This window comes from Acidiferrobacter sp. SPIII_3, from assembly GCF_003184265.1.
Lineage (GTDB): Bacteria > Pseudomonadota > Gammaproteobacteria > Acidiferrobacterales > Acidiferrobacteraceae > Acidiferrobacter.
Window position 1 is genome coordinate 107,123 of sequence record NZ_CP027663.1, and the last position, 23,497, is coordinate 130,619.

The 23,497-nt window shown below is 66.4% G+C and carries 28 protein-coding genes and 2 pseudogenes; 20 read left to right on the forward strand and 10 right to left on the reverse strand.

Annotated features, from left to right (window positions below; genetic code table 11):
- Positions 1-2: 2 nt before the first annotated feature.
- The 5 genes from accB to cutA form a co-directional block, all read right to left on the reverse strand.
- Positions 3-455 carry an acetyl-CoA carboxylase biotin carboxyl carrier protein gene (gene accB, locus C4901_RS00535; protein WP_110135653.1) on the reverse strand — a complete coding sequence of 151 codons (453 nt, stop codon included), beginning with the start codon at positions 453-455 and terminating at the stop codon, positions 3-5.
- Positions 456-462: 7 nt separating this feature from the next.
- Positions 463-906: a type II 3-dehydroquinate dehydratase gene (gene aroQ, locus C4901_RS00540; protein ID WP_110135654.1), complete on the reverse strand. Its 444-nt coding sequence runs from the start codon at positions 904-906 to the stop codon at positions 463-465.
- A gap of 93 nt (positions 907-999) precedes the next feature.
- A complete protein-coding gene (locus C4901_RS00545) occupies positions 1,000-1,533 on the reverse strand; it encodes a TlpA disulfide reductase family protein (RefSeq protein ID WP_110135655.1) in 534 nt (177 codons plus the stop codon).
- The gene (gene dsbD / locus C4901_RS00550; RefSeq protein ID WP_110135656.1) at positions 1,530-3,365 is read right to left on the reverse strand and encodes a protein-disulfide reductase DsbD; all 1,836 of its coding nucleotides are present in this window, start codon (positions 3,363-3,365) and stop codon (positions 1,530-1,532) included. The genes C4901_RS00545 and dsbD overlap by 4 nt, the downstream gene beginning before the upstream one ends.
- A complete protein-coding gene (cutA, locus tag C4901_RS00555) occupies positions 3,343-3,663 on the reverse strand; it encodes a divalent-cation tolerance protein CutA (RefSeq protein ID WP_110135657.1) in 321 nt (106 codons plus the stop codon). Before cutA ends, dsbD begins: the two co-directional genes overlap by 23 nt.
- 244 nt (positions 3,664-3,907) lie before the next feature.
- Between cutA and C4901_RS00560 the strand changes: the two genes are divergently transcribed.
- From C4901_RS00560 to fabG, 9 genes are all read left to right on the forward strand, one after another.
- The gene (locus tag C4901_RS00560) at positions 3,908-4,687 is read left to right on the forward strand and encodes a carboxylesterase (protein ID WP_145960571.1); all 780 of its coding nucleotides are present in this window, start codon (positions 3,908-3,910) and stop codon (positions 4,685-4,687) included.
- A complete protein-coding gene (locus tag C4901_RS00565; RefSeq protein WP_110135659.1) occupies positions 4,684-5,094 on the forward strand; it encodes an FxsA family protein in 411 nt (136 codons plus the stop codon). The genes C4901_RS00560 and C4901_RS00565 overlap by 4 nt, the downstream gene beginning before the upstream one ends.
- Before the next feature lie 152 nt (positions 5,095-5,246).
- On the forward strand, positions 5,247-5,540 hold the full coding sequence (gene groES, locus C4901_RS00570) for a co-chaperone GroES (RefSeq protein ID WP_065969079.1): 294 nt from the start codon (positions 5,247-5,249) through the stop codon (positions 5,538-5,540).
- 26 nt (positions 5,541-5,566) lie between these two features.
- Entirely contained in the window at positions 5,567-7,222 is a 1,656-nt protein-coding gene (gene groL, locus C4901_RS00575) for a chaperonin GroEL (RefSeq protein ID WP_110135660.1), read from the forward strand.
- Between the two features lie 190 nt (positions 7,223-7,412).
- Positions 7,413-8,117: a hypothetical protein gene (locus C4901_RS00580; RefSeq protein ID WP_110135661.1), complete on the forward strand. Its 705-nt coding sequence runs from the start codon at positions 7,413-7,415 to the stop codon at positions 8,115-8,117.
- Positions 8,114-9,481, forward strand: a complete 1,368-nt coding sequence (locus C4901_RS00585; protein ID WP_110135662.1) for an AMP-binding protein — start codon at positions 8,114-8,116, stop codon at positions 9,479-9,481. Before C4901_RS00580 ends, C4901_RS00585 begins: the two co-directional genes overlap by 4 nt.
- Positions 9,474-9,782: a hypothetical protein gene (locus C4901_RS00590; protein WP_110135663.1), complete on the forward strand. Its 309-nt coding sequence runs from the start codon at positions 9,474-9,476 to the stop codon at positions 9,780-9,782. The genes C4901_RS00585 and C4901_RS00590 overlap by 8 nt, the downstream gene beginning before the upstream one ends.
- A 40-nt stretch (positions 9,783-9,822) precedes the next feature.
- The gene (locus tag C4901_RS00595; protein WP_205736109.1) at positions 9,823-10,305 is read left to right on the forward strand and encodes a hypothetical protein; all 483 of its coding nucleotides are present in this window, start codon (positions 9,823-9,825) and stop codon (positions 10,303-10,305) included.
- Positions 10,302-11,039 (forward strand): 3-oxoacyl-ACP reductase FabG, encoded by a 738-nt coding sequence (fabG, locus tag C4901_RS00600; RefSeq protein ID WP_110135664.1) that lies wholly within the window; start codon positions 10,302-10,304, stop codon positions 11,037-11,039. The genes C4901_RS00595 and fabG overlap by 4 nt, the downstream gene beginning before the upstream one ends.
- Here fabG and C4901_RS00605 read toward each other — a convergent pair.
- Positions 11,020-11,793, reverse strand: coding sequence for a glycosyltransferase family 2 protein (locus C4901_RS00605; protein WP_110135665.1), 774 nt, complete (start codon positions 11,791-11,793; stop codon positions 11,020-11,022). The two genes, fabG and C4901_RS00605, sit on opposite strands and share 20 nt — an antisense overlap.
- A gap of 63 nt (positions 11,794-11,856) precedes the next feature.
- On the reverse strand, positions 11,857-13,176 hold the full coding sequence (locus C4901_RS00610; RefSeq protein ID WP_110138455.1) for an NAD(P)/FAD-dependent oxidoreductase: 1,320 nt from the start codon (positions 13,174-13,176) through the stop codon (positions 11,857-11,859).
- A 259-nt stretch (positions 13,177-13,435) separates the two neighbouring features.
- On the opposite strand from C4901_RS00610, the pseudogene C4901_RS19035 reads away from it, so the two are divergent.
- The 7 genes and pseudogenes from C4901_RS19035 to C4901_RS19040 all read left to right on the forward strand — a co-directional run.
- A pseudogene (locus C4901_RS19035) lies at positions 13,436-13,738 on the forward strand (Druantia anti-phage system protein DruA); the annotation flags it as partial.
- A 73-nt stretch (positions 13,739-13,811) separates the two neighbouring features.
- Positions 13,812-14,489: a transposase family protein gene (locus tag C4901_RS18785; protein ID WP_110135667.1), complete on the forward strand. Its 678-nt coding sequence runs from the start codon at positions 13,812-13,814 to the stop codon at positions 14,487-14,489.
- Positions 14,473-14,652, forward strand: a complete 180-nt coding sequence (locus tag C4901_RS00625; protein WP_110135668.1) for a hypothetical protein — start codon at positions 14,473-14,475, stop codon at positions 14,650-14,652. Before C4901_RS18785 ends, C4901_RS00625 begins: the two co-directional genes overlap by 17 nt.
- Before the next feature lie 134 nt (positions 14,653-14,786).
- Positions 14,787-16,123, forward strand: a pseudogene (locus C4901_RS00630) (ISNCY family transposase).
- A gap of 340 nt (positions 16,124-16,463) precedes the next feature.
- Positions 16,464-17,015, forward strand: coding sequence for a Druantia anti-phage system protein DruA (locus C4901_RS00635; protein WP_240611802.1), 552 nt, complete (start codon positions 16,464-16,466; stop codon positions 17,013-17,015).
- A 65-nt stretch (positions 17,016-17,080) separates the two neighbouring features.
- Positions 17,081-17,290, forward strand: coding sequence for a transposase (locus tag C4901_RS17395; protein WP_168185457.1), 210 nt, complete (start codon positions 17,081-17,083; stop codon positions 17,288-17,290).
- Between the two features lie 34 nt (positions 17,291-17,324).
- A complete protein-coding gene (locus C4901_RS19040) occupies positions 17,325-18,008 on the forward strand; it encodes a transposase (RefSeq protein WP_370445951.1) in 684 nt (227 codons plus the stop codon).
- A gap of 108 nt (positions 18,009-18,116) precedes the next feature.
- Here the strand turns inward: C4901_RS19040 and C4901_RS00645 are convergent, their stop codons facing one another.
- From C4901_RS00645 to C4901_RS00655, 3 genes are read right to left on the reverse strand one after another with little or no spacing between them, the layout of a single operon-like run.
- A complete protein-coding gene (locus C4901_RS00645) occupies positions 18,117-18,851 on the reverse strand; it encodes a hemolysin III family protein (RefSeq protein WP_110135670.1) in 735 nt (244 codons plus the stop codon).
- Positions 18,848-19,513, reverse strand: a complete 666-nt coding sequence (locus tag C4901_RS00650) for a M48 family metallopeptidase (protein WP_110135671.1) — start codon at positions 19,511-19,513, stop codon at positions 18,848-18,850. Before C4901_RS00650 ends, C4901_RS00645 begins: the two co-directional genes overlap by 4 nt.
- 1 nt (position 19,514) lies before the next feature.
- Positions 19,515-19,667: a rubredoxin gene (locus C4901_RS00655; RefSeq protein WP_370445952.1), complete on the reverse strand. Its 153-nt coding sequence runs from the start codon at positions 19,665-19,667 to the stop codon at positions 19,515-19,517.
- 56 nt (positions 19,668-19,723) lie between these two features.
- Between C4901_RS00655 and hemH the strand changes: the two genes are divergently transcribed.
- Genes hemH through hemL form a run of 4 tightly spaced genes read left to right on the forward strand, consistent with a single transcriptional unit; the run spans position 19,724 to position 23,431 of the window.
- Complete coding sequence (hemH, locus tag C4901_RS00660; protein WP_168185459.1) at positions 19,724-20,734, forward strand: ferrochelatase; 1,011 nt, start codon at positions 19,724-19,726, stop codon at positions 20,732-20,734.
- Between the two features lie 2 nt (positions 20,735-20,736).
- The gene (locus C4901_RS00665) at positions 20,737-21,537 is read left to right on the forward strand and encodes a hydroxymethylpyrimidine/phosphomethylpyrimidine kinase (protein WP_205736111.1); all 801 of its coding nucleotides are present in this window, start codon (positions 20,737-20,739) and stop codon (positions 21,535-21,537) included.
- Positions 21,534-22,148: a thiamine phosphate synthase gene (gene thiE, locus C4901_RS00670; RefSeq protein WP_110135674.1), complete on the forward strand. Its 615-nt coding sequence runs from the start codon at positions 21,534-21,536 to the stop codon at positions 22,146-22,148. Before C4901_RS00665 ends, thiE begins: the two co-directional genes overlap by 4 nt.
- Positions 22,145-23,431: a glutamate-1-semialdehyde 2,1-aminomutase gene (gene hemL, locus C4901_RS00675; RefSeq protein WP_110135675.1), complete on the forward strand. Its 1,287-nt coding sequence runs from the start codon at positions 22,145-22,147 to the stop codon at positions 23,429-23,431. Before thiE ends, hemL begins: the two co-directional genes overlap by 4 nt.
- Positions 23,432-23,497 lie beyond the last annotated feature (66 nt).

Below are 23,497 nucleotides of genomic sequence, written 5' to 3' on the forward strand. Positions count from 1 at the left end.
CGTTATTCGATGATGAACAGCGTTTCGCCGTACTCGACGGGCTGGCCATTTTCCTTGAGGACGGCCTTGATCACCCCGGCGCGGTCGGCCTCGATCTCATTCAACATCTTCATGGCCTCGATGATGCATAGCGGATCCCCGACGTTCACGGAGGTGCCGACCTCCACGAACGGTTGGGCATCCGGCGATGGCGCGCGATAAAACGTGCCCACCATGGGCGAGGACACCGGATGCCCGCTCGGCATGGGCTTCGCCGCCGCCGGTTCGGCGCTTGCCGCCGGCGCGGCGACCGCGGGGGCCGACGGGGCCGGCATCGCGACCGGGGCGGCCGGCACGGGGGCCGCCGAGGATCCTCGGCTGATGCGGATCGACTCCTCCCCCTCCTTGATCTCGATCTCGCCTAAGTGCGAGGCCTCGAGCATTTCGATCAGTTTTTTGACTTTGCGGATATCCACGGGACGTTTACCTAGGTTGCAAGTAGGAAATGGCAGCCATCAGGGCCAGCTCATAACCCAAGGCGCCGAGCCCGCTGATGGTGCCGGCGGCGATATCCGAGAAGTAGGACCGGTTGCGGAACGGCTCGCGGGCATGGATGTTGGAGAGGTGGACCTCGATGAACGGTAACCCGACCGCCCCCAGGGCGTCGCGCAGGGCGACGCTCGTATGGGTAAACGCCGCCGGATTGAAGATGATGGCGCGCGTGCCGTCGGCGGCCGCCTCGTGGATGCGCGCGATGAGCTCGTGTTCGGCGTTGCTCTGCAAAAACGCGATGCTGTGGCCGATGTCGGCGGCCAGCGCCGCCAAGCGCCCTTCAATCACGGCCAGGGTGTCGGTGCCATAGTGACGCGGCTCGCGGGTGCCGAGGAGATTGAGGTTGGGACCATTTAGTACGAGCAGATCAGCCATGCGTTTCCCGCCGGGACGTCCCCGGTGCGCGCATTGTGCCCGTATCCGCCGTTCTTGTCCAGTTACCCGCTTTTCGCCGCAATTCCCGGCAAATCACCGTCTCTTGAACGCGGTGGCGATGGCCGCCTTGAGCGTGCCCCGGGTAAACTCCCCGAGTTGACCCGTCAAGACGCGCCCGTGGGGCGTGACCAGCAGACTAAACGGAATGGCGCCCTGCACGTCCCCGAAGCGGGCCAGCATCTCGAGGCCGCGCTCTCCACCGAGCAGCACCGGATAGGGGATGTGGTGGGCGTGGACAAAGCGCGTCACCTTGGTCTTGCGATCCAGGGCGATACCGACCACCTCGAGCCCGCGGGCCTTGTCGGCCCGGGCGGTCTTGATGAGGAGCGGGATCTCGGCGCGACAGGGCGGGCACCAGGGGGCCCAGAAATTGACCAGATAGACCTTCGCCGGCCAGTGGTCGAGGGAGCGCGGCTTGCCGGCGAGGTCGGGCAGGGTGAAGTGCACGCGCGTGTCGTGCCGTTTGCGCGCGTGGGGCGAAGGCTCCGTGTAGCGCCCAACCGCAAAACCGGCCGCCAGGGCCCCGATGACTGCCGCGGCCCAGACCGCGTGACTGCGTCCCCTCATGTCGATTTCACCTCATGCGCGAGGCGCGCGAGCGCCTCTGGACCTTTGTAGCCGTAAAAGTCTTTTTGGCGCAGGGGCCGTCCCTGCGCCGAGAAAAACAGGATCGCGGGTGGCCCGAGGACCCCGAACCGGCGTTTCATGGCGCGCGTCGCCGGTGTGTCGTCGGTGACATCCGCCTCGATCAGCATAAAGCCGCGCAGCGCCCTTTGGACGCGCGGATCGGGGAAGGTCTCGCGCCGCAGGCGCGTGCAATCCACGCACCAGCTGGCCGAAAAATCCACGAGCGCCGGCTCGTTTAAGCTAGTCGCGCGCGCGAGCGCCCGATCGAGCGCCGCGAGCGACGTGACCTTGCGGAATGTCAGGGCATGGGTCCCGGCGTGGGTCACGCCGGCGCTGCGGAAGGTCAGCGGGTGCAGGGGATCGCGATTGCCCTGTAGGCCCCCGACGAGCGCCAGGACCCCCCAGACGAGCAGCACCATCCCAAGTCCCGCGCGCAGCTTCCGGAACCCCGCGGCCCCCGCTTCGAGCCGGCCGCCACCGAGATAGACGCCGACTATGATCAGTAATACGCCCCATAGCAGCAGCACGGGCACCGCCGGCAAAAGCCCGAGCAGATAGATGGCAACCCCCAGGAGCAGCACGCCGAAGGCGTATTTGACGGTGTCCATCCACGGGCCGGCCTTGGGCAGGAGATAGCCGGCGCCGATACCCAGGGCCACCAGCACCACGCCCATGCCGAGCGCCATGCTAAACATGATCGCCGCCCCAAGCCAGGCGCTGTGGCTCGAGATCGCCACGGCGAGCGCCGACACCAGGAGGGGGGACACGCACGCCCCCACCACCAGGGCGGACAAAAGGCCGAGCATATAGGCGCCGGCCAGTGAGCGGCGGTTGACGCCGGCGCTCGCCGTGGCGATCCGGCTCTGGATGAAACCCGGCATCTGCAGCGTGTAGAGATCGAACAACGACAGCGCCATGAGCACGAACAGCAGACTTAAGAGCCCGATGCCCCAGGCGTTCTCGAAATAGGCCTGCAGTTGTTGGCCGGTGGCCCCCGCCAATGCCCCGGCACCGGCGTAGGTCGTGGCGGTCCCGAGCACATAGGCGACCGAAAGCCGCGCGCCTTGGCGCTTGGTGAGGCGCTCCTGGCCGCGGCCGACGAGCATGCCAGACAGGATCGGGATCATGGGCAGCACGCACGGGGTGAAGGTCAAAAGCAACCCGATCCCAAAGGCGCTCACGATCGCCCATAACCAGGTCCCGGCATCGGGACCCGTGGCGCGCGGTGCCGTGGGCGCGCTCGCCGCCGGGGCCTCATGGGCCGCGTTCAGGGCCGCGGTCCGGCCCGGCAACCGGACTACCAGGGTGTGCGTGACCGGCGGATAACAGATGCCGGCGATGGCGCAACCTTGATAGTGGGCGCGAACCGTCAGGCGTTGGTTGCGGTGCGCGCCGGTCAAGGGCAGGGGCAAGGTAAAGGACTTCTTGTAAATGAGCAGCGTGCCCAGGACCCGGTTCTTCTCGACGCTCGCAGGCGGCATGGCCACCGGCCCCAGGGTCACGCCATGGCGGGGCGATTCCAGCGTGAAGCGGATCTTGTTGCGATAGAGATAATAGCCATGGGCTATGCGAAAGTGGGCCAGCAATTCATTCGTGCCGGGCGCCCTCAGCGTCAGGCGGTAGGCCTGGCTGCGCTTCAGGAACGGCTCCTGGCGATGACTGAAAAAGGCCTTGAAGGCCGCCAGCGGCCCCCCCTGCGTGGCGGCTTGCGCGCCGGGGACCGTGGCCAGTACCGCCGTGATCGCGAGGCTAAGGGCGAGTAGCGTCTTCAAGCCATTGCCGGTAGGCCGGGTAGCCGCGGGCGACCGGGACCGCCACGATCTCCGGGACTTCGTAGGGGTGCAAGGCCCGCAGGCGCCGTTCCATTTCGTCATAGTGATCCGTGGTCGTTTTAATGATCAAAAGCGTTTCCGTGGCGGTCTCCACCTGCCCGCGCCAGCGGTACACCGATTGCACGGCGTCCAGGAGGTTGACGCAGGCCGCCAGCCTTTCATTCACGAGCGCGCTCGCGATCCCGGGCGCATCGGCTCGCGGGCAGGTGCTGAAAACGATCAGGGCCTCTTGGGGCACGGCCTGGCCTCGCTATCGGGCGGCGACTGCTTGCCGCGCGGGGAACTCCTTGTCGGTTTGCGCATCTTAAAGCCACATGCAAGCCGCGCGGCCCGCGCCGGTCCGGCTTGGTCAGCGGCCGACGCCAGGACTTGCGGTATTCAAGCGCCAGTGAAGTGGATTGTCGTGGCGTCGGACGCGCAATTCGCGTGCGTGCCGCGCTTCTTATACCATAACCTCTTGCCGACATCCGGAATAGCCTTACGTGCCCGAGACCGCGTTCTCCCTCAATACCCGTCCGGATATCCTGATCCGGGGACGAATGGCCGACGCGGGTTACGGTCCTGTTGGACTGTTCCTGCACGGTTTTCGTTCCCACTGCGCCGGTGAAAAGGCCACGGCGCTCACCCACCATGCCCTGGCGCACGGTTATTCGTGGGCGCGCTTTGATCTGGCCGCGCACGGCGCGTCGACCGGGGTGCTCGTGGAGCAGACCCTTTCGGGGTGGCTTAAGGACGCGCTATCGGTGGCCGCGCTCTATGCGCCACGACCGCTGATCCTCGTCGGATCCAGTCTGGGCGCCTGGCTCGCGGTGCTCATGGCCCGCTCGCGGCGTATCCCGGTGGCCGGCCTCGTGTTGCTCGCCCCGGCCTTCAATTTCCTGCAGCGTTACTATGCCGACCTCCCGCAAGACCTGCGCCGGCAATGGCGCCGCGAGGGCCAGTTGACGCTCCCGGACCCCTATGGCCCGCCCGGAACGGTCTATCGGCTCGGCTACCGTCTGATCGAGGACGCCGCTGCTCATGACGTCTTGTCGGTGCCGGTCACCCTGCCCTGCCCGGTGGCCATGATCCATGGGGATCAAGACGAGGTCGTGCCGCTTGCCGTGAGCGAGGATTTTCTGCGCCACGTCCGCGCCCCGGCCAAGCGCCTTACGGTCGTGGCCGGGGGCGATCACCGTCTCACGGCGGCCATCCCCAGGGTCCTGGCCGAGGTCGATGCCGCGTGGCCGACGGCCGATGTCCGTGCCGAGGTGATCGCATGATCGCGCGGCTTTTGCGTTTCATCGCGCTCCTGCCGCTCATCGAGGTCGTCGTGATCGTGCTCGTGTGGCAGGCCATCGGGCCATGGTGGACCCTGGGGCTTTTGGTGGCCGGCCCGGTCGCGGGACTGGTGTTGCTGCGGTTGTCGCCGGTACGCACCTTTGGTCATGTGCGCGCCGCCCTGTCCCACGGCCGGCTCCCGCACGAGGCGGTCTGGGAAGGGGCGGCCCTCGGGCTCGCCGGCCTGCTTTTGATCTTCCCGGGGTTCTTCTCGGATCTCCTGGCGCTCGCCCTGCTGATCGGGCCCGCGCGGCGCGCCCTGCGGCGCCCGCCGGAGGCGTCGCCGCCGGCGGCCGGCGGCGGCTCGCGCGAGCCGCTCGAGGGCCGGTTTCGCTCGTACCGCGATTAAGTCGGACTTGACAAGAGATTGGCCTTGTTTATGATTGGCACTCACCTGATACGAGTGCTAGCAAGCACGGATAGTCCCAGGTATTGCGGTTTCCTAGAGTTAAGGAGATTCCTATGAAGGCGCAGCCTCACCCACAAACAGGAGAATTGAGCATGAATATTCGCCCCCTGCACGACCGCGTGATCGTGCGCCGCCTGGAAGAAGAGCGGAAGTCCGCCGGTGGCATCGTGATTCCCGATACGGCCAAGGAAAAGCCGATCCAGGGCGAGATCGTGGCCGTCGGTAAAGGCAAGATCCTAGAGAGCGGCGAGGTGCGTCCGCTCGACGTCAAGGTCGGCGACAAGGTCCTCTTCGGGAAATACGCCGGGACCGAGGTCAAGGTCGGCACCGAGGAGCTGCTCGTCATGCGCGAAGAAGATGTAGTCGCGATCATTGACGGCAAATAACGAACGCTTAAAGAGAGGGAAGAACCATGGCAGCTAAAGAAGTCGTATTCGGTGACAGCGCGCGCATCCGGATGTTGCGCGGCGTCAACATCCTCGCCGACGCAGTGAAGGTCACCCTGGGCCCCAAGGGCCGCAACGTCGTCCTCGACAAATCGTTCGGCGCGCCCACGATCACCAAGGATGGCGTCTCGGTCGCGAAGGAGGTCGAGCTCAAGGACAAGTACGAGAACATGGGGGCGCAGATGGTGAAGGAGGTGGCTTCGCAGACCTCCGACATCGCCGGCGACGGCACGACCACGGCGACCGTTCTGGCGCAGGCCATCCTCCGCGAGGGCCTGAAGTCGGTGGCCGCGGGTATGAACCCGATGGACCTGAAGCGCGGCATCGACAAGGCCGTGACCTCCGCGGTCGACGCCCTGAAGAAGATCTCGCGTCCGTGCTCGGATCATAAGGAGATCGCCCAGGTGGGCACGATCTCGGCCAACTCCGATGAATCGATCGGCAACATCATCGCCGAGGCGATGGACAAGGTCGGCAAGGAGGGCGTGATATCGGTCGAAGAGGGTTCGGGCCTTGAGAACGCGCTCGAGATCGTCGAAGGCATGCAGTTCGATCGCGGTTATCTATCGCCCTACTTCGTGAACAAGCAGGACACGATGACGGCCGATATCGAGAACCCCTACATCCTGATCTACGACAAGAAGATCTCCAATATCCGTGAGCTTTTGCCGATCCTGGAAGGTGTAGCCAAGGCCGGCCGGCCGCTGCTCATCATCTCCGAGGATGTCGAGGGCGAGGCGCTCGCCACGCTCGTGGTGAACAACATCCGCGGCATCTTGAAGGTCTGCGCGGTCAAGGCCCCGGGCTTCGGCGATCGCCGCAAGGCCATGCTCCAGGATATCGCCATCCTGACCGGCGGCCAGCTGATCTCCGAAGAGATCGGCATGACCCTCGAGGCGGCCACCATCGACGTCCTTGGATCGGCCAAGCGCGTGCAGGTCAGCAAGGAAAACACCACCATCATCGACGGTGCCGGTAATTCCAAGGACATCGAGGCGCGCGTGAAGCAGATTCGCGCCCAGATCGAGGAAGCGACGTCCGACTACGACAAGGAGAAGATGCAGGAGCGGGTCGCCAAGCTCGCCGGCGGCGTGGCCTTGATCAAGGTCGGGGCAGCCACCGAGGTGGAGATGAAGGAGAAGAAGGCGCGCGTGGAAGATGCCCTGCATGCGACCCGCGCGGCGGTCGAGGAAGGCGTGGTGCCGGGTGGCGGCGTGGCCCTGATCCGGGCGCTGCAGAACATGAAGGTCAAGGGCGACAATCACGATCAGGACGTCGGCATCCAGATCGCGCGCCGCGCCATGGAAGAGCCGTTGCGCATGATCGTCATGAATGCCGGCCTCGAGGGCTCGGTGGTCATGAACAAGGTGGCCGAGGGCAAGGGTAGCTTCGGCTTCAATGCCGCGACCGGCGAGTACGGCGACATGTTGACCATGGGTATCCTTGATCCCACCAAGGTCACGCGCACGGCCTTGCAGAATGCGGCGTCGGTATCCGGGCTCATGATCACCACCGAGGCCATGATCGCCGAACTCCCGCAGGAGGAGAAGGCGGCGGCCGGCGGGGGTGCCGGCGGCATGGGCGGCATGGGCGGTATGGGTGGCATGGACGGCATGATGTAAGCCGGCCCATCGCGCACTCCGGGGGGCGGGGGCCGAACGGTCCCCGCCCCCCTTTTTTTGTGTCCGCTTCCCGACTGGCGGACGAAGCCGCGTGGCATCTTCTGCTATGATGGCGCGATTACCTGTCAGGGCGCCATGGGCGCGTGGCCGTATCCGTCGCTGGTGCGAGCGGCGATCCGGGAGGTTGCGTATGGGGGTGCACAAAACGGGGATGTGGCTCAGAAAGGCTCGCGCCCTGGCTACCGCGGCGTTGCTGCTGGCCTATCCCGTGGTTTCCTATCGGACGAATACCGCCCGGCATCTCGATCCGCTCGGGGCGCTGTTTGCCTTTGCGCCCCTGCTCGTGCTGACCCTGACGGCGGCGTGGGCCGCCCGCCCGCGCCGCCTGTGGCTCGCCCTCTGGGGGGGCGCGGGCCTTGCCCTCTGGCACTACCGTGCGTTCATGGCCGTCCATTATTCCTGGGCGTATCTCGCCGAGGATGTGGGGGTCATGGCGCTCTTGTGCGGCCTCTTCCTGCGTTCGCTCCGACCGTCATGCACGCCCCTCATCTCGCGCCTGTCGTGGCTCATGCGCGGCTCCTTGAGCCCGTCACTCGCTCATTACACGCGGCGCGTCACCCAGCTTTGGGCGGGGCTCTTTGGCGCCATGGCCATCCTCTCCGTGCTGTTGTTTTTTGCGGCCGGGGTGCGGGTCTGGGCCTTCTACGCCAGCGTCCTCACGTGGCCCATCATGATTCTCGTGTTCATCGCCGAGTACCTGGTCCGCCGGGTGGTCGTCCCCCGCGAGGAGCGGGCCGGGTTTCTGCAGGTGATCCTCGCCAGCCGCCGCCATTGGCGCAGCCTCCTGGCCGGCGAGGACCAGGCGCCGCGGTCCTACCGGCACCTCCCGCAATGACCCGTGTCCCTGCCGGCGCGGCGCTCACCACCGCCACCGATCCCGCCGAGGTGCTGGCCTTTTACCAAGGCGCGCCGCGCCCGCTCGCGCAATTCCTGCGCGACGTCGCGCAGGTGGCCGCGCTCTGGCCGCCGCGCGGTCCGATCCTGAATGCCTGCGCCGATCGCTACCATTTCATGGTGGGGCTGGCGGCATCCGCGGTCGCCGGGCGCATGACGGTGCTGCCGGCCACCCACGCCGTCGAGACCATCAAGGCCTTGCACGCGCAGATGCCGGACCTGCACTGCCTTGCCGACAGCGATTTCCCCGTCACCCTGCCGATCGTGCGCTTTCCGCGACTCGATTCCCGGGGCGGCGGGCGGGAGGTGTTGCCGGTGCCGCGCATTCCTCTCGATCGGCCGGTCGTGACCGTGTTCACGTCGGGGACCACCGGGACCCCGGTGGGCCACGTGAAGACCTGGGGATCGCTCGTGGCCGGCGCGCGCGCCGAGGCCGCGCGCCTCGGGCTCGATGACGGCCCGGTCTGGTCGCTCATCGCCACCGTGCCGCCGCAGCACATGTACGGGCTTGAGTCGAGTGTCATGCTGGGCCTGCATGGTCGCGCCCGGCCGCACCATGGACGCCCGTTTTATCCCGAAGACATCGCTGGCGCGCTGGCGGCGGTCCCGCGCCCGCGGCTTTTGGTGACATCGCCCGTGCACCTGCGTGCACTCCTCACGAGCGCGACCGCGAGTCCCGCGCTCGATGCCGTGTTATGCGCCACCGCCCCCCTGCCCCGGGCCCTGGCCGAGGAGGCCGAGCAGCGCCTGGATGCGCCGCTGCATGAGATCTACGGGGCCACCGAGGCCGGCCAGATCGCCACCCGGCGCCCAACGCATGACGAACTCTGGACACTCTTCCCGGGGCTCGTTCTGGAGGCTCGCGACGCGTCGTTTGTGGTCCATGGCGGGCACGTCGAGACTCCGGCCGTCCTGGGCGACATCATAGAACCGAGCGGGCCTCGCGGGTTCCGGCTTCATGGCCGCGGCACCGACATCGTGAACGTGGCCGGCAAGCGCAGTTCGATCGCCTTCCTCGAACAGCAGCTGCTTGCCATTCCCGGTGTGGTCGACGGCGCCTTTTACATGCCCGATGAGGACTTGGCGGGCCCGGTCGCGCGTCTCACGGCCTTTGTGGTTGCCCCCGGCCTTACCGCGGCGGCCATCGAAACGGCCCTTCGCGCGCGCGTGGATCCGGTGTTTCTGCCGCGCCCGCTGGTCCTGGTCGACGCCCTGCCGCGGCTTGCCACCGGCAAGTTGCCGCTGGCCGCCATGCGCCGGCTGCTGGCATCGCGTGCCCGCCAGGCCGGAGGTCGCCATGGCTGACGAGGCGTGGCTCACCTTTCCCGCCGACCACCCGGCCTTCCCCGGCCATTTCCCGGGTGATCCGATCGTGCCCGGCGCGTTGCTCCTGGACGAGGCGCTGGCCGCCGTGTGCGCGGCCCGCGGCCTCTCCTACGAGTCCCTGTGCGTGGCCTCGGCCAAGTTCCTGCACCCGGTCCGGCCCGGACAAGAGGTCCGGCTCCGCTGGCGGGATTCCGGGCCAGGCCTCCTCGATCTCGGCCTTTTCCTGGTGGATCGTCCCGTGGCCATGGCCGCGATCTCATTACCCGACGCGCCCCCATGAGGCCCGCGCCCACACGGCCTGGCCGGCCACCGGGGCGGCCATGAGCGGCTCCGCCCGGTCGGCGCCTTGCGCCCGCGCCCTTCGCCTGGGGCGCGCCGAGATCGATGGTTATCTGCCGCATCGGGGCGCCATGCGCCTGTTGGCCGGGGTACGGGCCTATGATCACGACACCATAGAGTGCCTCGCCGATGGTCATCGCGATCCGGCCCATCCCTTGCGCGCACGCGGGCGCCTGGGGGCGGCGTGCGCGATCGAGTATGCCGCGCAGGCCATGGCCATCCATGGCGCGTTGTGCGGGGATGGCCGGACGCCACCCGCCGGTTCGTTGCTCGCGGTGCGTGATATCCGGTTGCGGGTCGCGCGCCTCGATGACATCGAGGAAGACCTGCTCATCCATTGTCATTGTCTGGCCCGCGATACGCGTGGCGCCAGCTATCGATTTCTCGTGGCGACCGCCTCAAGCCCCCTGGTCTCGGGGCGCGCCACGGTACAATTCACCGCCCTTCAGGGGCGCGCCTCGTGAACGACCGGGCACCGGCGGCGCGCCGCGCGCTCGTGACCGGTGCCAGCGGCGCCGTAGGTGCGGCGATCTGCCGCCGGCTGGCCGCGGACGGCTGCCACGTCCTCTGTCATGCCCATACCCGCGGCGCGGACGCCGCGCGCCTGGTCTCCGAGCTGAACACCCTCGGTGCCGCGGCCGATCTCTGCGTCTTTGACCTCGCGGATGCGCACGCCGTGGCCGCGGCGCTCGCCCCTTTTCTGGCCGAGGCCCCCATCCAGATCCTCGTGCATAATGCCGGTGTTTGCGACGACGCGGTGCTGGCGGGCATGACGGCGGCGCAATGGCGGCGCCCGCTCGATGTCTCCTTGGATGGATTTTTTCATGTCACAAGGCCCCTGCTCTTGCCCATGATCCGCACGCGCTGGGGGCGCATCATCAATGTCACGTCGGTCGCCGGTCTTGTCGGCAATCGCGGTCAGGCCAATTACGCGGCCGCCAAGGCCGGCCTGCATGCCGCCGGCAAATCGCTGGCGCTCGAGGTCGCAAGTCGCGGGATTACCGTCAATTCGGTCGCCCCGGGCATCATCGCCACGCCCATGAGCCACGTCTTCGGCCCCGACGACATTGCCCGTCTTGTTCCCATGGGCCGCGCCGGCGAGTGCCGCGAGGTCGCCGATCTCATCGGCTTCCTGGCCTCGGATCAGGCCGGCTACATCACCGGACAGGTCATTTCCATCAACGGCGGCATGATCTAGGTCTCGCGCCGGGTCGGAGCAGGCGTGGCAGGCGGTAGAGGAGCCCGAAGACCAGGCGTATATGCATGCCGGTGAGCAGCAGGTTGTCGCGCACGTAATGAAAGTGCGAGATGCCGCCCTCGGTCTTGCGCAAATAGCGGACCGGGGCATCGATATTGCAGACCGTGACCCCCTCCCAGAAGAGGCGTACCGCCGCTTCCGGATCGAAGTCGAACCGGCGCATGGAGCGGCGCGCGCTCATGATGCGAAAGAGCGGCTCGATCGGGTAGACGCGAAACCCAAACAGCGAGTCGCCGATATGGCGTCCGAGGGTCTCTATGTTGGTAAACAGGTTCGAGAGGCGCCGGCCGTAGACGCGCGCTCGCGGGGCGTCGGCCGCGAACACCGGGACCCCCAGGATCATGGCCTTGGGATGCGCGCCCGAGGCCTGCATGAAGGCCGGAATGAGGGATACCGGATGCTGGCCGTCGGAGTCCATGCACAGGGCGTGGGTATAGCCCTCGGCGCGCGCGCGCGTAAGCCCCGCCAGCACGGCCGCGCCCTTGCCGCGGTTATACGGTTCGACGATGACAAGGAGATCCGCGTGACGGCGCGCCATCTCGGCGAGCCCTTCGGCGGTGCCGTCGGTGCTGCCGTCCACGACCACCCACACCGGGGCCCAGTGGCGCAAGGCCTCGGCCACGGTTTCATAGACCTTCGGGCCCGGATCGTAGCTCGGGATCAGCACGAGATGGGTTGCGGAAGCGGTGGGCATCGGGTAGCCGGCGCGGTCAGTGGGTTCGGATCGAATCGCAAGTCGCCCGGCGGCGATCCGCGTTCATTCGGTGTCGGCGGCGACCGGCGCGTCCGCGGAACGCCGATGCTGGAGCCGGCGTTGCCGCAGGGTGCGCAGGGACCGGCGCAGGTGCCGCAGGGCATGCAGATAATACAAGGCCTTGAAGGCCGCCAGCGAGCCCCATACGGGGGTATCGGCGAAGATGTCCCCGGCCAGCACCGATAAAAGGGCCTCCTGCACGCGAAAGATGTTGCGCGGTCCCATGAAAAGGTCGCGCATGCTCGGGTGGTTCACGCGGTAGATGAACCACGCATAGGTGCGCAATCCCTGGCGCAGCGCGCGATCATAGGCGCGCAGTGCGCGCGGGGCCTCCGCCGGTCTTTTCAGGCAGGTGTCGACGGCGTCGGCGGCCAGAAAGCCGCCGTGCATGGCCAGCATGACGCCCGAGGAGAATACCGGGTCGATGAACGAGAAGGCGTCGCCGACGAGGAGGTGGTTCGCGCCATGGGAATGCTCGCATCCGTACGAGAAATTACCGGTTGCCTGCACCTCCGATACGAGTGTGGCATCGGCCAGGCGTTCGGCGAGCGGCGGGCACAAGGCCAGCGTTTCCCGGAAGAAGTCCGCCACGGGCCCTGTCCGGGTCTTCAGATAATGGGGCCAGACCACGGCGCCCACGCTCGTGATCCCGTCGGCCAGGGGGATGAACCAGAACCACCCGTGTTCGAACCAGAAGAGCGAGATATGGCCCTCCTCCTGGCCGCTGTTTCGGACCGCCCCCCGGAAGTGCCCATAGAGCGCGGAGCTGTTGTGCCGGGGGTTGCGCCGTTTGGTGTGAAGGCGGCGACCGAGAAAGGTGTCGCGCCCGGATGCGTCGATCACGAACCGGGCCTCGAAGTCCTCGACGCCCCCGTCGGCGTGCCGCGTCCGTACCCGCGCCCCGTCGCCGCTCCCGGAAAAGACCACGTCCTGCACCCGGCAGCCCTCGTGAGTCTTTGCCCCTTTGGCGGCCGCATTGCGAAACAGGATGGCGTCAAAGTCGGCGCGCGGCACGTGATAGGCATAGGGCATGTCCTTGTTCCAGGCGTCGGCGAACAGGAATTCCTGGCGGCCCTTCGCATGCCAGGGGGACAGGAATTCCACCCCCCACTTCATCATGCCTATGGCGCGCACCGCCTCGCCCACGCCCAAGCGCTCCAGTAACGGCAGGTTGGCCGGAAGCAGGGACTCGCCGATATGAAACCGCGGGTGGTGATCCTTTTCGGCAATCACCACCCGGTAACCGCGCTCGGCGAGCAGCGCGCCGGCCGTGGTGCCGCCTGGTCCCCCGCCGATCACGAACACATCACATGCCGTACCCATCACGCGCCCCTCCGAGCATCCCCCGAAAGCGCCCATCGGCGCACCCCGTCTCACGAATTGCCGCACCCTGACGCGCCGCCCGAATCGTGAGCTTACTGCGGTCGCCCGTCGAGAAACAGGTCGATGCGTCGATCGCCCAGGGCCCCGTCATTCACCTCCCCAAGTTCTTGATGAGGCGAAGGGCATCCGAATCCGCTGGCTTTTTGTTTTGCGCTCTGCTATAACAGGCGGCATGAACGATCCCGGCCAGAATGATGCGATGGCGGTGTCGCGGGTGCAAGTGCGCCTGATCCGCCCAGGCGAACGCGCCGAGTGGGACCGCTTGATGCGTGCCCATCACTATCTGGGGCTCACCGCGCTCGTGGGGCGCAGTCTGCGGTACGTGGTGGAGGGGGATGGCCAGTGGCTGGCGCTCCTCGGCTGGGCGTCGGCAGCCTTGAAGTGCGCCCCGCGGGATGCCTGGATCGGCTGGGCGAAGACTCTGCAATGGCAACGTATTGGACTGATCGCCAACAACGCCCGCTTCCTGATCCTGCCCGGGGTGCGGGTGCGGAATCTCGCCTCGCAGGTGTTGGGGGCGAACCTCCGACGCCTGTCTAGCGACTGGCAGGCGGTCCACGGCCACGGCCTTCTGCTTGGCCTGGACCTTCATCGATCCGGCGCGCTTTGCCGGCACCTGCTACCGGGCGGCCAACTGGATCGAACTCGGGCCCACGCGCGGCGCCACGGCCTTCTGCTTGGCCTGGACCTTCATCGATCCGGCGCGCTTTGCCGGCACCTGCTACCGGGCGGCCAACTGGATCGAACTCGGGCCCACGCGCGGCTTTGCCAAATCCAACGCGACCTATGTCGCCCATGGCGCGCCCAAGCGGATCTGGGTGTATCCCCTCCATAAAAAGGCCCGACTGATCCTCTCATCGCCACGCCCGCACCCAGACCTACCCCGCCAGGAGATAAAGACCATGCAACTTTCCGATGCGGACGCGGCCGCACTGTTTGCGCGCCTGGAGTCGCTCGATGATCCGCGTGCCAAGCGAGGACGACGTCACACCCAGCGTTCGTTGCTCGCGATCGTGCTCTGCGCGGTGATCAGCGGAGCACAGGGACCGACGGCCATCGGCGAATGGGTCAAACGCCTCCCGCCTGCGATGCTGCGCCGGTTGCGGTGCCGTAGGACCGCCGATGGGCACCATGAACCCCCGTCCGAGCCCACCATCCGGCGTCTGCTCCAGGCCATTGATATCGAACAGCTCGAGCGGCAACTGGGGGATTGGCTGCATACGCAGGGCGTAGCCGATGAACCGGTCGCATGAACCGATCGCGCTCGATGGCAAAACCTTACGGGGATCGCAGGATGGGGGTCATGCACGGCAACTGGTCGCCGCGTTCGGGCACACGAGCCATGTGGTCTTCAATCAAGTGGAGGTGGCCGACAAGGCGAGTGAGCAGAGACAGCAATTCTCAATGTGGCAATGACCATGAAGGCTGGACAAAAGGTGCGGTCTGCGGTATAACAGCGCTGGGCCATGGTACGCGAGCGCGGCGTGACGGATCTTGTTACCGAAAATCCCCTGAGTCTCAATGTCTTAGTGGAATCGCTCAAAGAAGTGATGCGGGCGGCTCCCGACAAACGGACGGGGAAGAACGGCGTCTATAGCATGGAAGATGCAGCGCTGGCGGCCTTTGCCATATTCTTGACGCAAAGCCCGTCGTTTCTGGCCTATCAGAGGACGATGGAGCAGACCCGTGGCCAAAGCAACGCGCAGACGCTCTTGGGCATGAGTCAAATCCCGACGGACAATTGTGTCCGCACGATGCTCGATCCCGTGGCGCCTGCTCACCTGTTCCCGCTCTTTACGCAGATATTTCAGGCCCTGAACGCGAGCGGCCACATCGATCCCTTTCGGGTGGGCAGATATTTCAGGCCCTGAACGCGAGCGGCCACATCGATCCCTTTCGGGTGGCACTCGATGCCTGCGCAAGCGGTCCGGGCCAGCTCCTCATCGCCCTGGATGGGACGGCTTATCACGCCTCCCCTACCATCCATTGCCCGCAATGCACGCGCATCGAGCACCAGAACGGCGCCGTGAGCTATCAGCATACGGTCATCACACCGGTGATCGTGACCCCGACTTTAAGCCGGGTGATTCCCCTAGCACCGGAATTCATTGTCCCGCAGGACGGTCACGACAAGCAGGATTGCGAGACGGCGGCGGCCAAGCGCTGGCTTACGACCGCCGCCCACTACCGGGATCAGCACGTCACCGTGCTCGGCGACGACCTCTATAGCCGTCAACCCCTGTGCGAGCAGATCCTGGCGGCGGGGTTAGACTTCCTCTTGGTCTGCAAACCCAGCTCACATCCCACGCTGTACGAGTGGGTCGAGAGCCTTGCGCGTTCGGGGGGTGTGACGACCCATCAGATCACGCGCCGCAAGGGTAAGCAGGTCTTTACCGACACCTATCGCTTCGCGTCAGAGCTCCCCTTGCGCGGCCACGAGGATGCGCTTTGTGTGAACTGGCTGGAACTGACCACCACCGATGCCGCGGGCCAAACGATGTACCACAACGCCTGGGTCACACGGCATACGATTCACCCCGGTAACGTCGCCATCCTTGCGGGCGCCGCTCGGGCGCGATGGGGCATCGAGAACGGCGCTAACAACACCCTAAAGACCAAGGGTTACCATTTCGAACACAATTTCGGACACGGCAAGCGCCATCTCTCGTCCCTTTTGGCGACCCTGAATCTGCTCGCCTTCCTGTGGCACACCGTGCAGGAGATGACCTACCGGAAGGTCCAGTTGCTGCGCGCGAGCCTCCCCACCCGTCAGACCTTTTTTGACGATATCCGGGCGTTGACCCGGTATCTGTGCTTTCCCAGTTTCGAGGCCTTGCTCGACTTCATGCTGAAGGGCCTCACAATCGACGCGCCCGACAGCAGCTGAGAGCTCTTATGAGTGACCTTCGGTTTTGCGGCCACACACTGGAACCGGCGGAGCTTGCGCTGATCGTCGAGTTGGCAACCCGCTATGGTCGCTTAAGCCGCCATGAGCTGGCACAGACGGTGTGCGAGCTCCTGGGCTGGCAGCGCCCTAATGGACAACCGAAGACGATCGAATGCCGGGCCCTCCTTGAACGGATGCAGGAGGCGGGACTGATCGGCCTGCCCGCGCTGAAGTCCGGTCGCCCGCGCGGGGCGGGTCGTCGGTTCCGGTCAGCCCGGACCCAGAGTCAGCCCCGCTCGACGCGCCGCTTGCCACCCTGCAGCCAATCAGGCTTCAGCGCGTGGCAACCCCAGGAGAGCGGACCTTGTGGCGCACGCTCATCGAGCGCCATCATTACCTTGGCCATCGCGTGCCCTTTGGCGCCCATCTCCGCTACCTGATCCAAACGACATCCCCGCATCCCAGGGTCCTGGGCTGCCTGCAGTTCTCCTCGCCGGCCTGGCGCCTGAAGGGACGCGATCAGTGGATCGGCTGGGACGATGCCACCCGCGCTCAGCACCTGCAGTCTGTCATCTGCAACTCCCGCTTCTTGATCTTGCCCCACGTGCGGGTTCCCAACCTCGCGAGTCATGTGCTGGCGCTCGCGTTACGCACCGTTACCACCGATTGGACGGCCGCCTACGGCATACGCCCCCTCCTGGCCGAGACCTTGGTCGACCCCGCTCGCTTCACCGGGCATTGTTACCGCGTAGCCAACTGGATTGATGTCGGCCTCACCACGGGCCGCGGCCGCGAAGACCGCCAACACACACGCCATGGGGTAAGCCCTAAGCGGATATGGCTCTATCCCCTCGCGCCCAACGCCCGACAGAGACTCACGCAAACCCTGTAGATCGACCGCTACCCCGTTTCTGAAGCGGCGTCACTTCACATTGAGAATTGCTGGAGCAGAGAGCGGTGAAGCCCTTGCTCGACCCCTTGACCTTGGCGGGTCGGGTGGTGACCGCGGACGCCCTGCATACCCAAACAGAGACCGCCCGTTATGTGGTCGAGGACAAGCAGGCGCACTACCTCTTCACTGTTAAAGACAATCAGCCTACGCTCAAAGCCGACATCGAAGGCCTCCATCGGGAGGCCTTTCCCCCCTCAGCACGTGACGACGGATAAGGCCCATGGGCGCGTGGAGACCCGACGTATCTGGGTGAGTGGCACGTTAAACGGCTATGTGACGTTTCCCTATGCCGCCCAAGTGGCTTGTGTCGAGCGCGAGATCTTCCACGTCCGCCCCAACAAAACCACCCTTGAGCGCGTCTATCTGATCACGAGCCAGTCGCAGGCCGAGGCCAGTCCCGCGCAACTCCTGGCCCAGAACCGAGGCCATTGGGGCATCGAGAACCGTCTGCACCACGTACGCGACATGGCCTATGACGAGGATCGTTGCCGGGCCCGCAAGGGGCACACGCCCCGGACCCTCGCCTGCCTGCGGAACTTCACTATCAGCCTCCTGCGCCTGTTCCACGTCGCGAACATCAAAGCGCCTATGACGAGGATCGTTGCCGGGCCCGCAAGGGGCACACGCCCCGGACCCTCGCCTGCCTGCGGAACTTCACTATCAGCCTCCTGCGCCTGTTCCACGTCGCGAACATCAAAGCGGCACTGCGGGGCTTGGCGGCCCAAGCCGATCAGGCCTTGGCGATGCTGCGTCTGTAAAGCCCCTAAAACCAGAAGACAAGGCCCGCGCGGGGTCCCCCCGTCGCAGGCGTTCGCCTCGTTCTCGCCTTTTTGGGAGAAACTCTCCCCAAAAAGCGGTCCCCCCGCCGTTTCGGGCCGCCCACCTCCTCGCCTGGGCTCGCCTCAGGCGTTCAGTGATCGAGGCGCTGCGTGAGCGCGTGACTTTGACGGGACCGTGGTCGATCGCCCGCGGGGAGATCCGATCTGCCCGCCCGCCCCGTCGCTGCGCGCCAAGCGGTCCCACCGATCTCCGGGGCGTTGCTCACGACGCCACGACCCGACTGATCGCCCAGAACTGCAGGCCGCCGCCGACCAGGGTCAGGAGATGAAACGCCGCATGCAGGTACTTCACGCGGTCGCGCACCAGCAGGGCGACGCCCGCGCCATAGCAGGTCGCCGCCAGACCCAGGGCCGCCAGCACGGCGGGCGGGGTATGCCGGAAGAATGGTCGGGCGGCAAGGATCGTGATCCAGCCCATTATGCGGTACAGTTGTTCGGAGCGGCGCGCATAGCGCCCTGGGTCTCCCCACAGAAATACCACCGCGAGCGCGGCCAGCCCCCACTCGATGACGCACAGCAGAGTCCCGATCGTGGCATGGACCATGAGCAAGGCCACCGGGGTGTAGCTCCCGGCCACGAACACCGCGATCATCATCCGGTCCAGGCGTTGGAAGCGGTCCTTCAGGCCGCCGGCCGGCAGGATGTGGTAGATCGCCGATACCGCGTACAAGGCCATCATGGCCGCCGACGAGATCGCGGCGCACCACACCTTGAGGGGGCTGCCGGTGTGTGCCGCGCGTTCTACGAGGACCATGCCCGCGGCCAGCGCCAATGCCGCGCCGAGCGCGTGGATCGCGGCATTGACCCGCTCCTCCCCGCGCGATTGAGGGCGGGCCCCCAGGGCGGTCTCCGTGGGCGCCTCTGCCGGCCATACGGGCGGGCGTGGGTCTGGCGCGTCGATGCCGATCACGCGTGATTCCTGGGGATGCATATTCATAGCGAAAGCCGTGCCCCTATGTCGCGCAATGTCAGGCGTCGGGCCTCGTAGTCCGGCATGACGCGCGCCAGTTCCCGCCAGAAGGAGGGCTTGTGGTGCGGGGCGATCAGGTGGCAGAGCTCGTGGGCAATCACATAATCGAACAGGTCGGCGGGGACGAGCATGAGCCGCCAGTTCAGGCTGATCGTCCCGCGTGCCGAGCAGCTGCCCCAGCGGGTCTTTTGGCCGCCGATACGAATCTGCTTGGGGGCCCGGCCGACGAGCGGCGCGAAATGGATGATACGCGCCAAGGCATGATGGCGCGCGGCCTCTCGATACCAGAGCTCCACGGCGGCACGCGCCGGGTCCTCGCCGGCGGCCGCGACCCGCAGCACATCGCCATCGCGACGCACTGACGGGGGGCCCGGGCGGTACTGAAGCCGCAGCACGATGGACTCGTCCAAATGCCGCAGGGTCAGCCCATCCGCAAACGGGGCTGGTTTCGGGGCCTCGCCAAGCCTTCTCAAGGTGCGTTCGATCCAGAGTGTCTTGGCCTCAAGGAAGGCCTCGACGTCGGCCTGGCGGGTGGCCGCCGGGGCCAATACGCGCAGGGCGCCGGAAGGGCTGATCTGGAGGCACAGAGTACGGCGCTTGCGGCTGCGCACCAGCGCATAGGCCCTCATTTCAGATCTCGATCATCTCGAATTCGTCCTTGGTGGCCCCGCAGTCTGGACAGGTCCAGTTCTCGGGGACGTCTTTCCAGCGCGTGCCCGCCGGGATTCCGTGCTCCGGTAGACCCTTCTCTTCTTCGTACAGGAAACCGCAAATGACGCACATATACACTTTCGGGGGATCGGCATTCATCAGCTTATATTGCCATGATTCGTTCTCTCGTGAAACGCGACGGCGGGCAGTACAATGCCGCGATGACCAGTCCCCGCACCGCTGTCGTTTTGTGTAATCTGGGCGGCCCCGATTCCCTGGAGGCCGTAGAGCCGTTTCTGCGCAATCTGTTTTCCGATCCCGACATCTTCCAGTTTCCGGCAGCCGCTTTCACCCAAGGCCTCTTCGCGCGGCTCGTTGCATGGCGGAGGCGCGAGGAGGCGAGTCGTGGCTACGCGGCCCTGGGCGGGGCCTCGCCCATAGGCGCCAATACCCAGGACCAGGCGTGGGCGCTCGAGCAGGCCTTGGCGGATCTCGGGGCGCGGGTCTTCGTGTGCATGCGCTATTGGCATCCCTTGACCGGCGAGGTCGTGGCCGCGCTCAAGGCCGGGGGGTTTGCGCGCATCGTGTTGCTGCCTTTGTATCCGCAATATTCGCTGACCACGAGCGGCAGCGCGCGTAACGAATTCCTGCGCGCATGCGCCCGGCTCCACTACCGTCCGGATGTCCGCTTCATCGATTCCTGGTATGAGGAGCCGGATTATCTGGATGGGATCGCGACCGCCATAGGCCGGGAGGCGCGACGATTCAGCGCCCCGGATCCGGCACGCATCAGCCTGCTGTTATCGGCTCACGGCGTCCCGCAGCGCCTTATAAAGCAGGGCGATCCCTATCAGCGCGGGATCGAGGAGACCGCCCGGCTGGTGCGTGAGCGTCTTGCCTGGCCGCGCGTGACGCTCTGCTATCAGAGTCGCGTCGGGCCGCTGGAGTGGCTGCGACCCTATGTCGATGATGTCATCCGTGAGCAGGGGCGCGAGGGCGTCGATCAGATCCTCGTCTATCCGATCGCGTTCGTGTCCGATCATATCGAGACCCTCTATGAGCTCGGGATGACCTATGCCCGGCTCGCTCGCGAAGCCGGCGTCCGGGAGTATCATGTCGTGCCGGCCCTTAACGCCGACCCGGCGCTCATCCGCGCGCTGTCGCGTGTCGCGCGTACCGCCCTTAGGGAAGAGAGGTGATTGTGAACCCCCCGATCGTCATGGTTTTTGCAGGCAACGACCCGACCGGTGGCGCCGGCCTTCAGGCCGACGCCGAGGCGCTCATGAGCATGGGCTGCCACGCCGCCCCGGTGGTCACGGCCATAACCGTGCAGGACACCTTCGGCCTGAAGGGTTTCGCGGCCTTGGAGCCCGGCTTGGTGGTGGAGCAGGCCCGGGCGATCCTGGAGGATATGCCGGTCGCGGCCTTCAAGGTCGGCATGGCGGGGAGTCTCGCCAACCTGACGGCGATCGCCGAGGTCATCGCGGACTACCCGAGCATCCCGGCGGTCATCGACCCGGTGCTCGCGAGTGGCCGGGGAGATCCGCTGAGCGACGAACCCCTGGAGGATGGATTCCGTTCGCTCCTCTGTCCGCTCGCGACCCTGATCACGCCGAACAGCCGCGAGGCCCGGCGTCTGGTCCCGGAGGCCGATACCCTCGAGGCCTGTGCCCAGGGCTTGATGTCGCTCGGGTCACGTTATGTCCTCATCACCGGCACCCATGAACCGACCGACGCGGTGGTGAACCTGCTTTACGGAAATCGGCAGTTCCTCGAGCGCTTTTCCTACCGGCGTCTGCCGGGGGAGTATCACGGCTCGGGCTGCACGCTGGCATCGAGTTGTGCCGCGGTCCTGGCCCAGGGTCTGGAACCGGTGAACGCCATCATCCAGGCCCTGGAATACACGCATAAGACCCTGGAGGCCGCCTGGTCCCTGGGTATGGGGCAGCAGCTGCCGGACCGCCTGTTCTGGGCCCGGGAAGACGAGGTCGACCGGGATTGAAGGTCGCCGGACTGTATGTCGTCACCGACGCCGCCTGCTGCCGACCCGAGGGTCTGGCGCGGGTACACGCGGCCCTGCTGGGCGGCGCGCGGGTGGTGCAGCTGCGGTGCAAGGGCGCGGGCCTTGCCATCGACACCGCCCAGGCCCTGGTGGCCATGGGCCACGCCTTCGCGGTTCCCGTGCTCGTCAACGACGATGTCGAACTCGCCCATGCGTCGCACGCCGACGGCGTGCATCTCGGACGTGACGACGCCACCGTGGAAGCGGCGCGCGCGCGGCTCGGACCACGAGCGATCATCGGTGCTTCGTGTTACGCGGACCTCGATCGGGCGCGGGATCTGGCGCGGCGCGGCGCGGATTATCTGGCGTTCGGAAGCTTTTACCCGTCACGCACCAAACCTCACGCCGCGCGCGCCGACCCCTCGTTGTTGACGGCCGCCCGTTCGCTTGGCAAGCCGCTGGTGGCGATCGGCGGGATATTGCCGGAGAATGGGCGCGCCTTGATCGCGGCCGGCGCCTCGGCGCTCGCGGTCGTCGATGGGGTTTTCGGGCACAACGACATCAGGGGCGCGGCCCGCGCCTATCAACGGCTTTTCGAGGACACAGTATGACCGCAAGCCATCGCGCCTTCATGCGCGCCCGATCCGTCATCGCCGGCGGTGTCAATTCGCCCGTGCGCGCATTCAAGGGCGTGGGGGGGGAACCGATCTTCATGCAGCGCGGGGAAGGCGCCTATCTGTTCGATGTCGACGGCCGGCGCTATATCGACTATGTCAGCGCCTGGGGCCCGCTCATCCTCGGTCATGCGGACCCCGATGTGACGCGCGCGGTGTCCGACGCCGCCGCCCGCGGACTGGCCTTCGGCACGCCCACCGAGGCGGAAACCGAACTTGCCCTCGAGGTCCGCGCCCTGATGCCGGGCCTGGAGAGGCTGCGCTTCGTCAGTTCCGGCACCGAGGCCACCATGACCGCCTTGCGTCTGGCGCGCGCCGTCACTGGACGCGATAAGGTGGTCAAGTTCGAGGGCGGCTACCATGGCCACCCCGACTCGCTTTTGGTGAAGGCCGGATCGGGTGCGCTCACGCTCGGGGTACCCACCTCCCCCGGGGTACCGGCGGCGCTCGCCGCTCACACCCTCGTCGCGCGCTTCAACGACTCGGATTCGGTGGGCGCGCTCTTTGAGCGGCACGGCCACGAGATTGCCGCCCTCATTGTCGAGCCGGTCGCAGGCAACATGAACTGCGTGCCCCCGGTCGCCGGCTTTCATGAACGCCTCCGGGCCTTATGCGACCAATATGGCGCGCTGCTCATCTTCGATGAGGTCATGACCGGTTTCCGGGTGGCCGCGGGCGGCGCGCAAGCCCTGTTTGGCATCCGGCCGGATCTCACCACGCTCGGCAAGATCATGGGCGGCGGCCTGCCGGTGGGTGCCGTGGGCGGCCCCGCGGCGCTCATGGATCAGCTGCTCCCCGATGGTCCGGTGTTCCAGGCCGGGACCAATTCCGGGAACCCGGTGGCCATGGCGGCCGGCCTTGCCACCCTGAAAAAACTCAAGGCCCCCGGGTTCTACGAGGCCCTGGGCCTGCGTGTCGCGGCCTTGACCGCCGGGCTCTCGGAGGCCGCCGCGCGCCACGGTGTTGCGTTCACCACCAATGCGGTCGGCGGCATGTTCGGTCTGTTCTTTACCGAAGGCCCGGTGCATTATTACGATGACGTCATGCGCGCCGATGCCGACCGCTTCCGGCGCTTCTTTCATGGACTCCTCGGTCTTGGGGTGTATCTCGCGCCCTCGGCGTATGAGGCCGGCTTCGTATCCGCGGCCCACACACCCGCGGATATCGCGGCCACCGTGGCCGCCGCCGAGCAGGTGTTCTCGCGGCTTTCGGGATCCTGACCGGCGCAGCGCCGGGCCATGGGCAAAAAGAAGGGGGCCTTTCGGGCCCCCAATCGTGTACCCCCA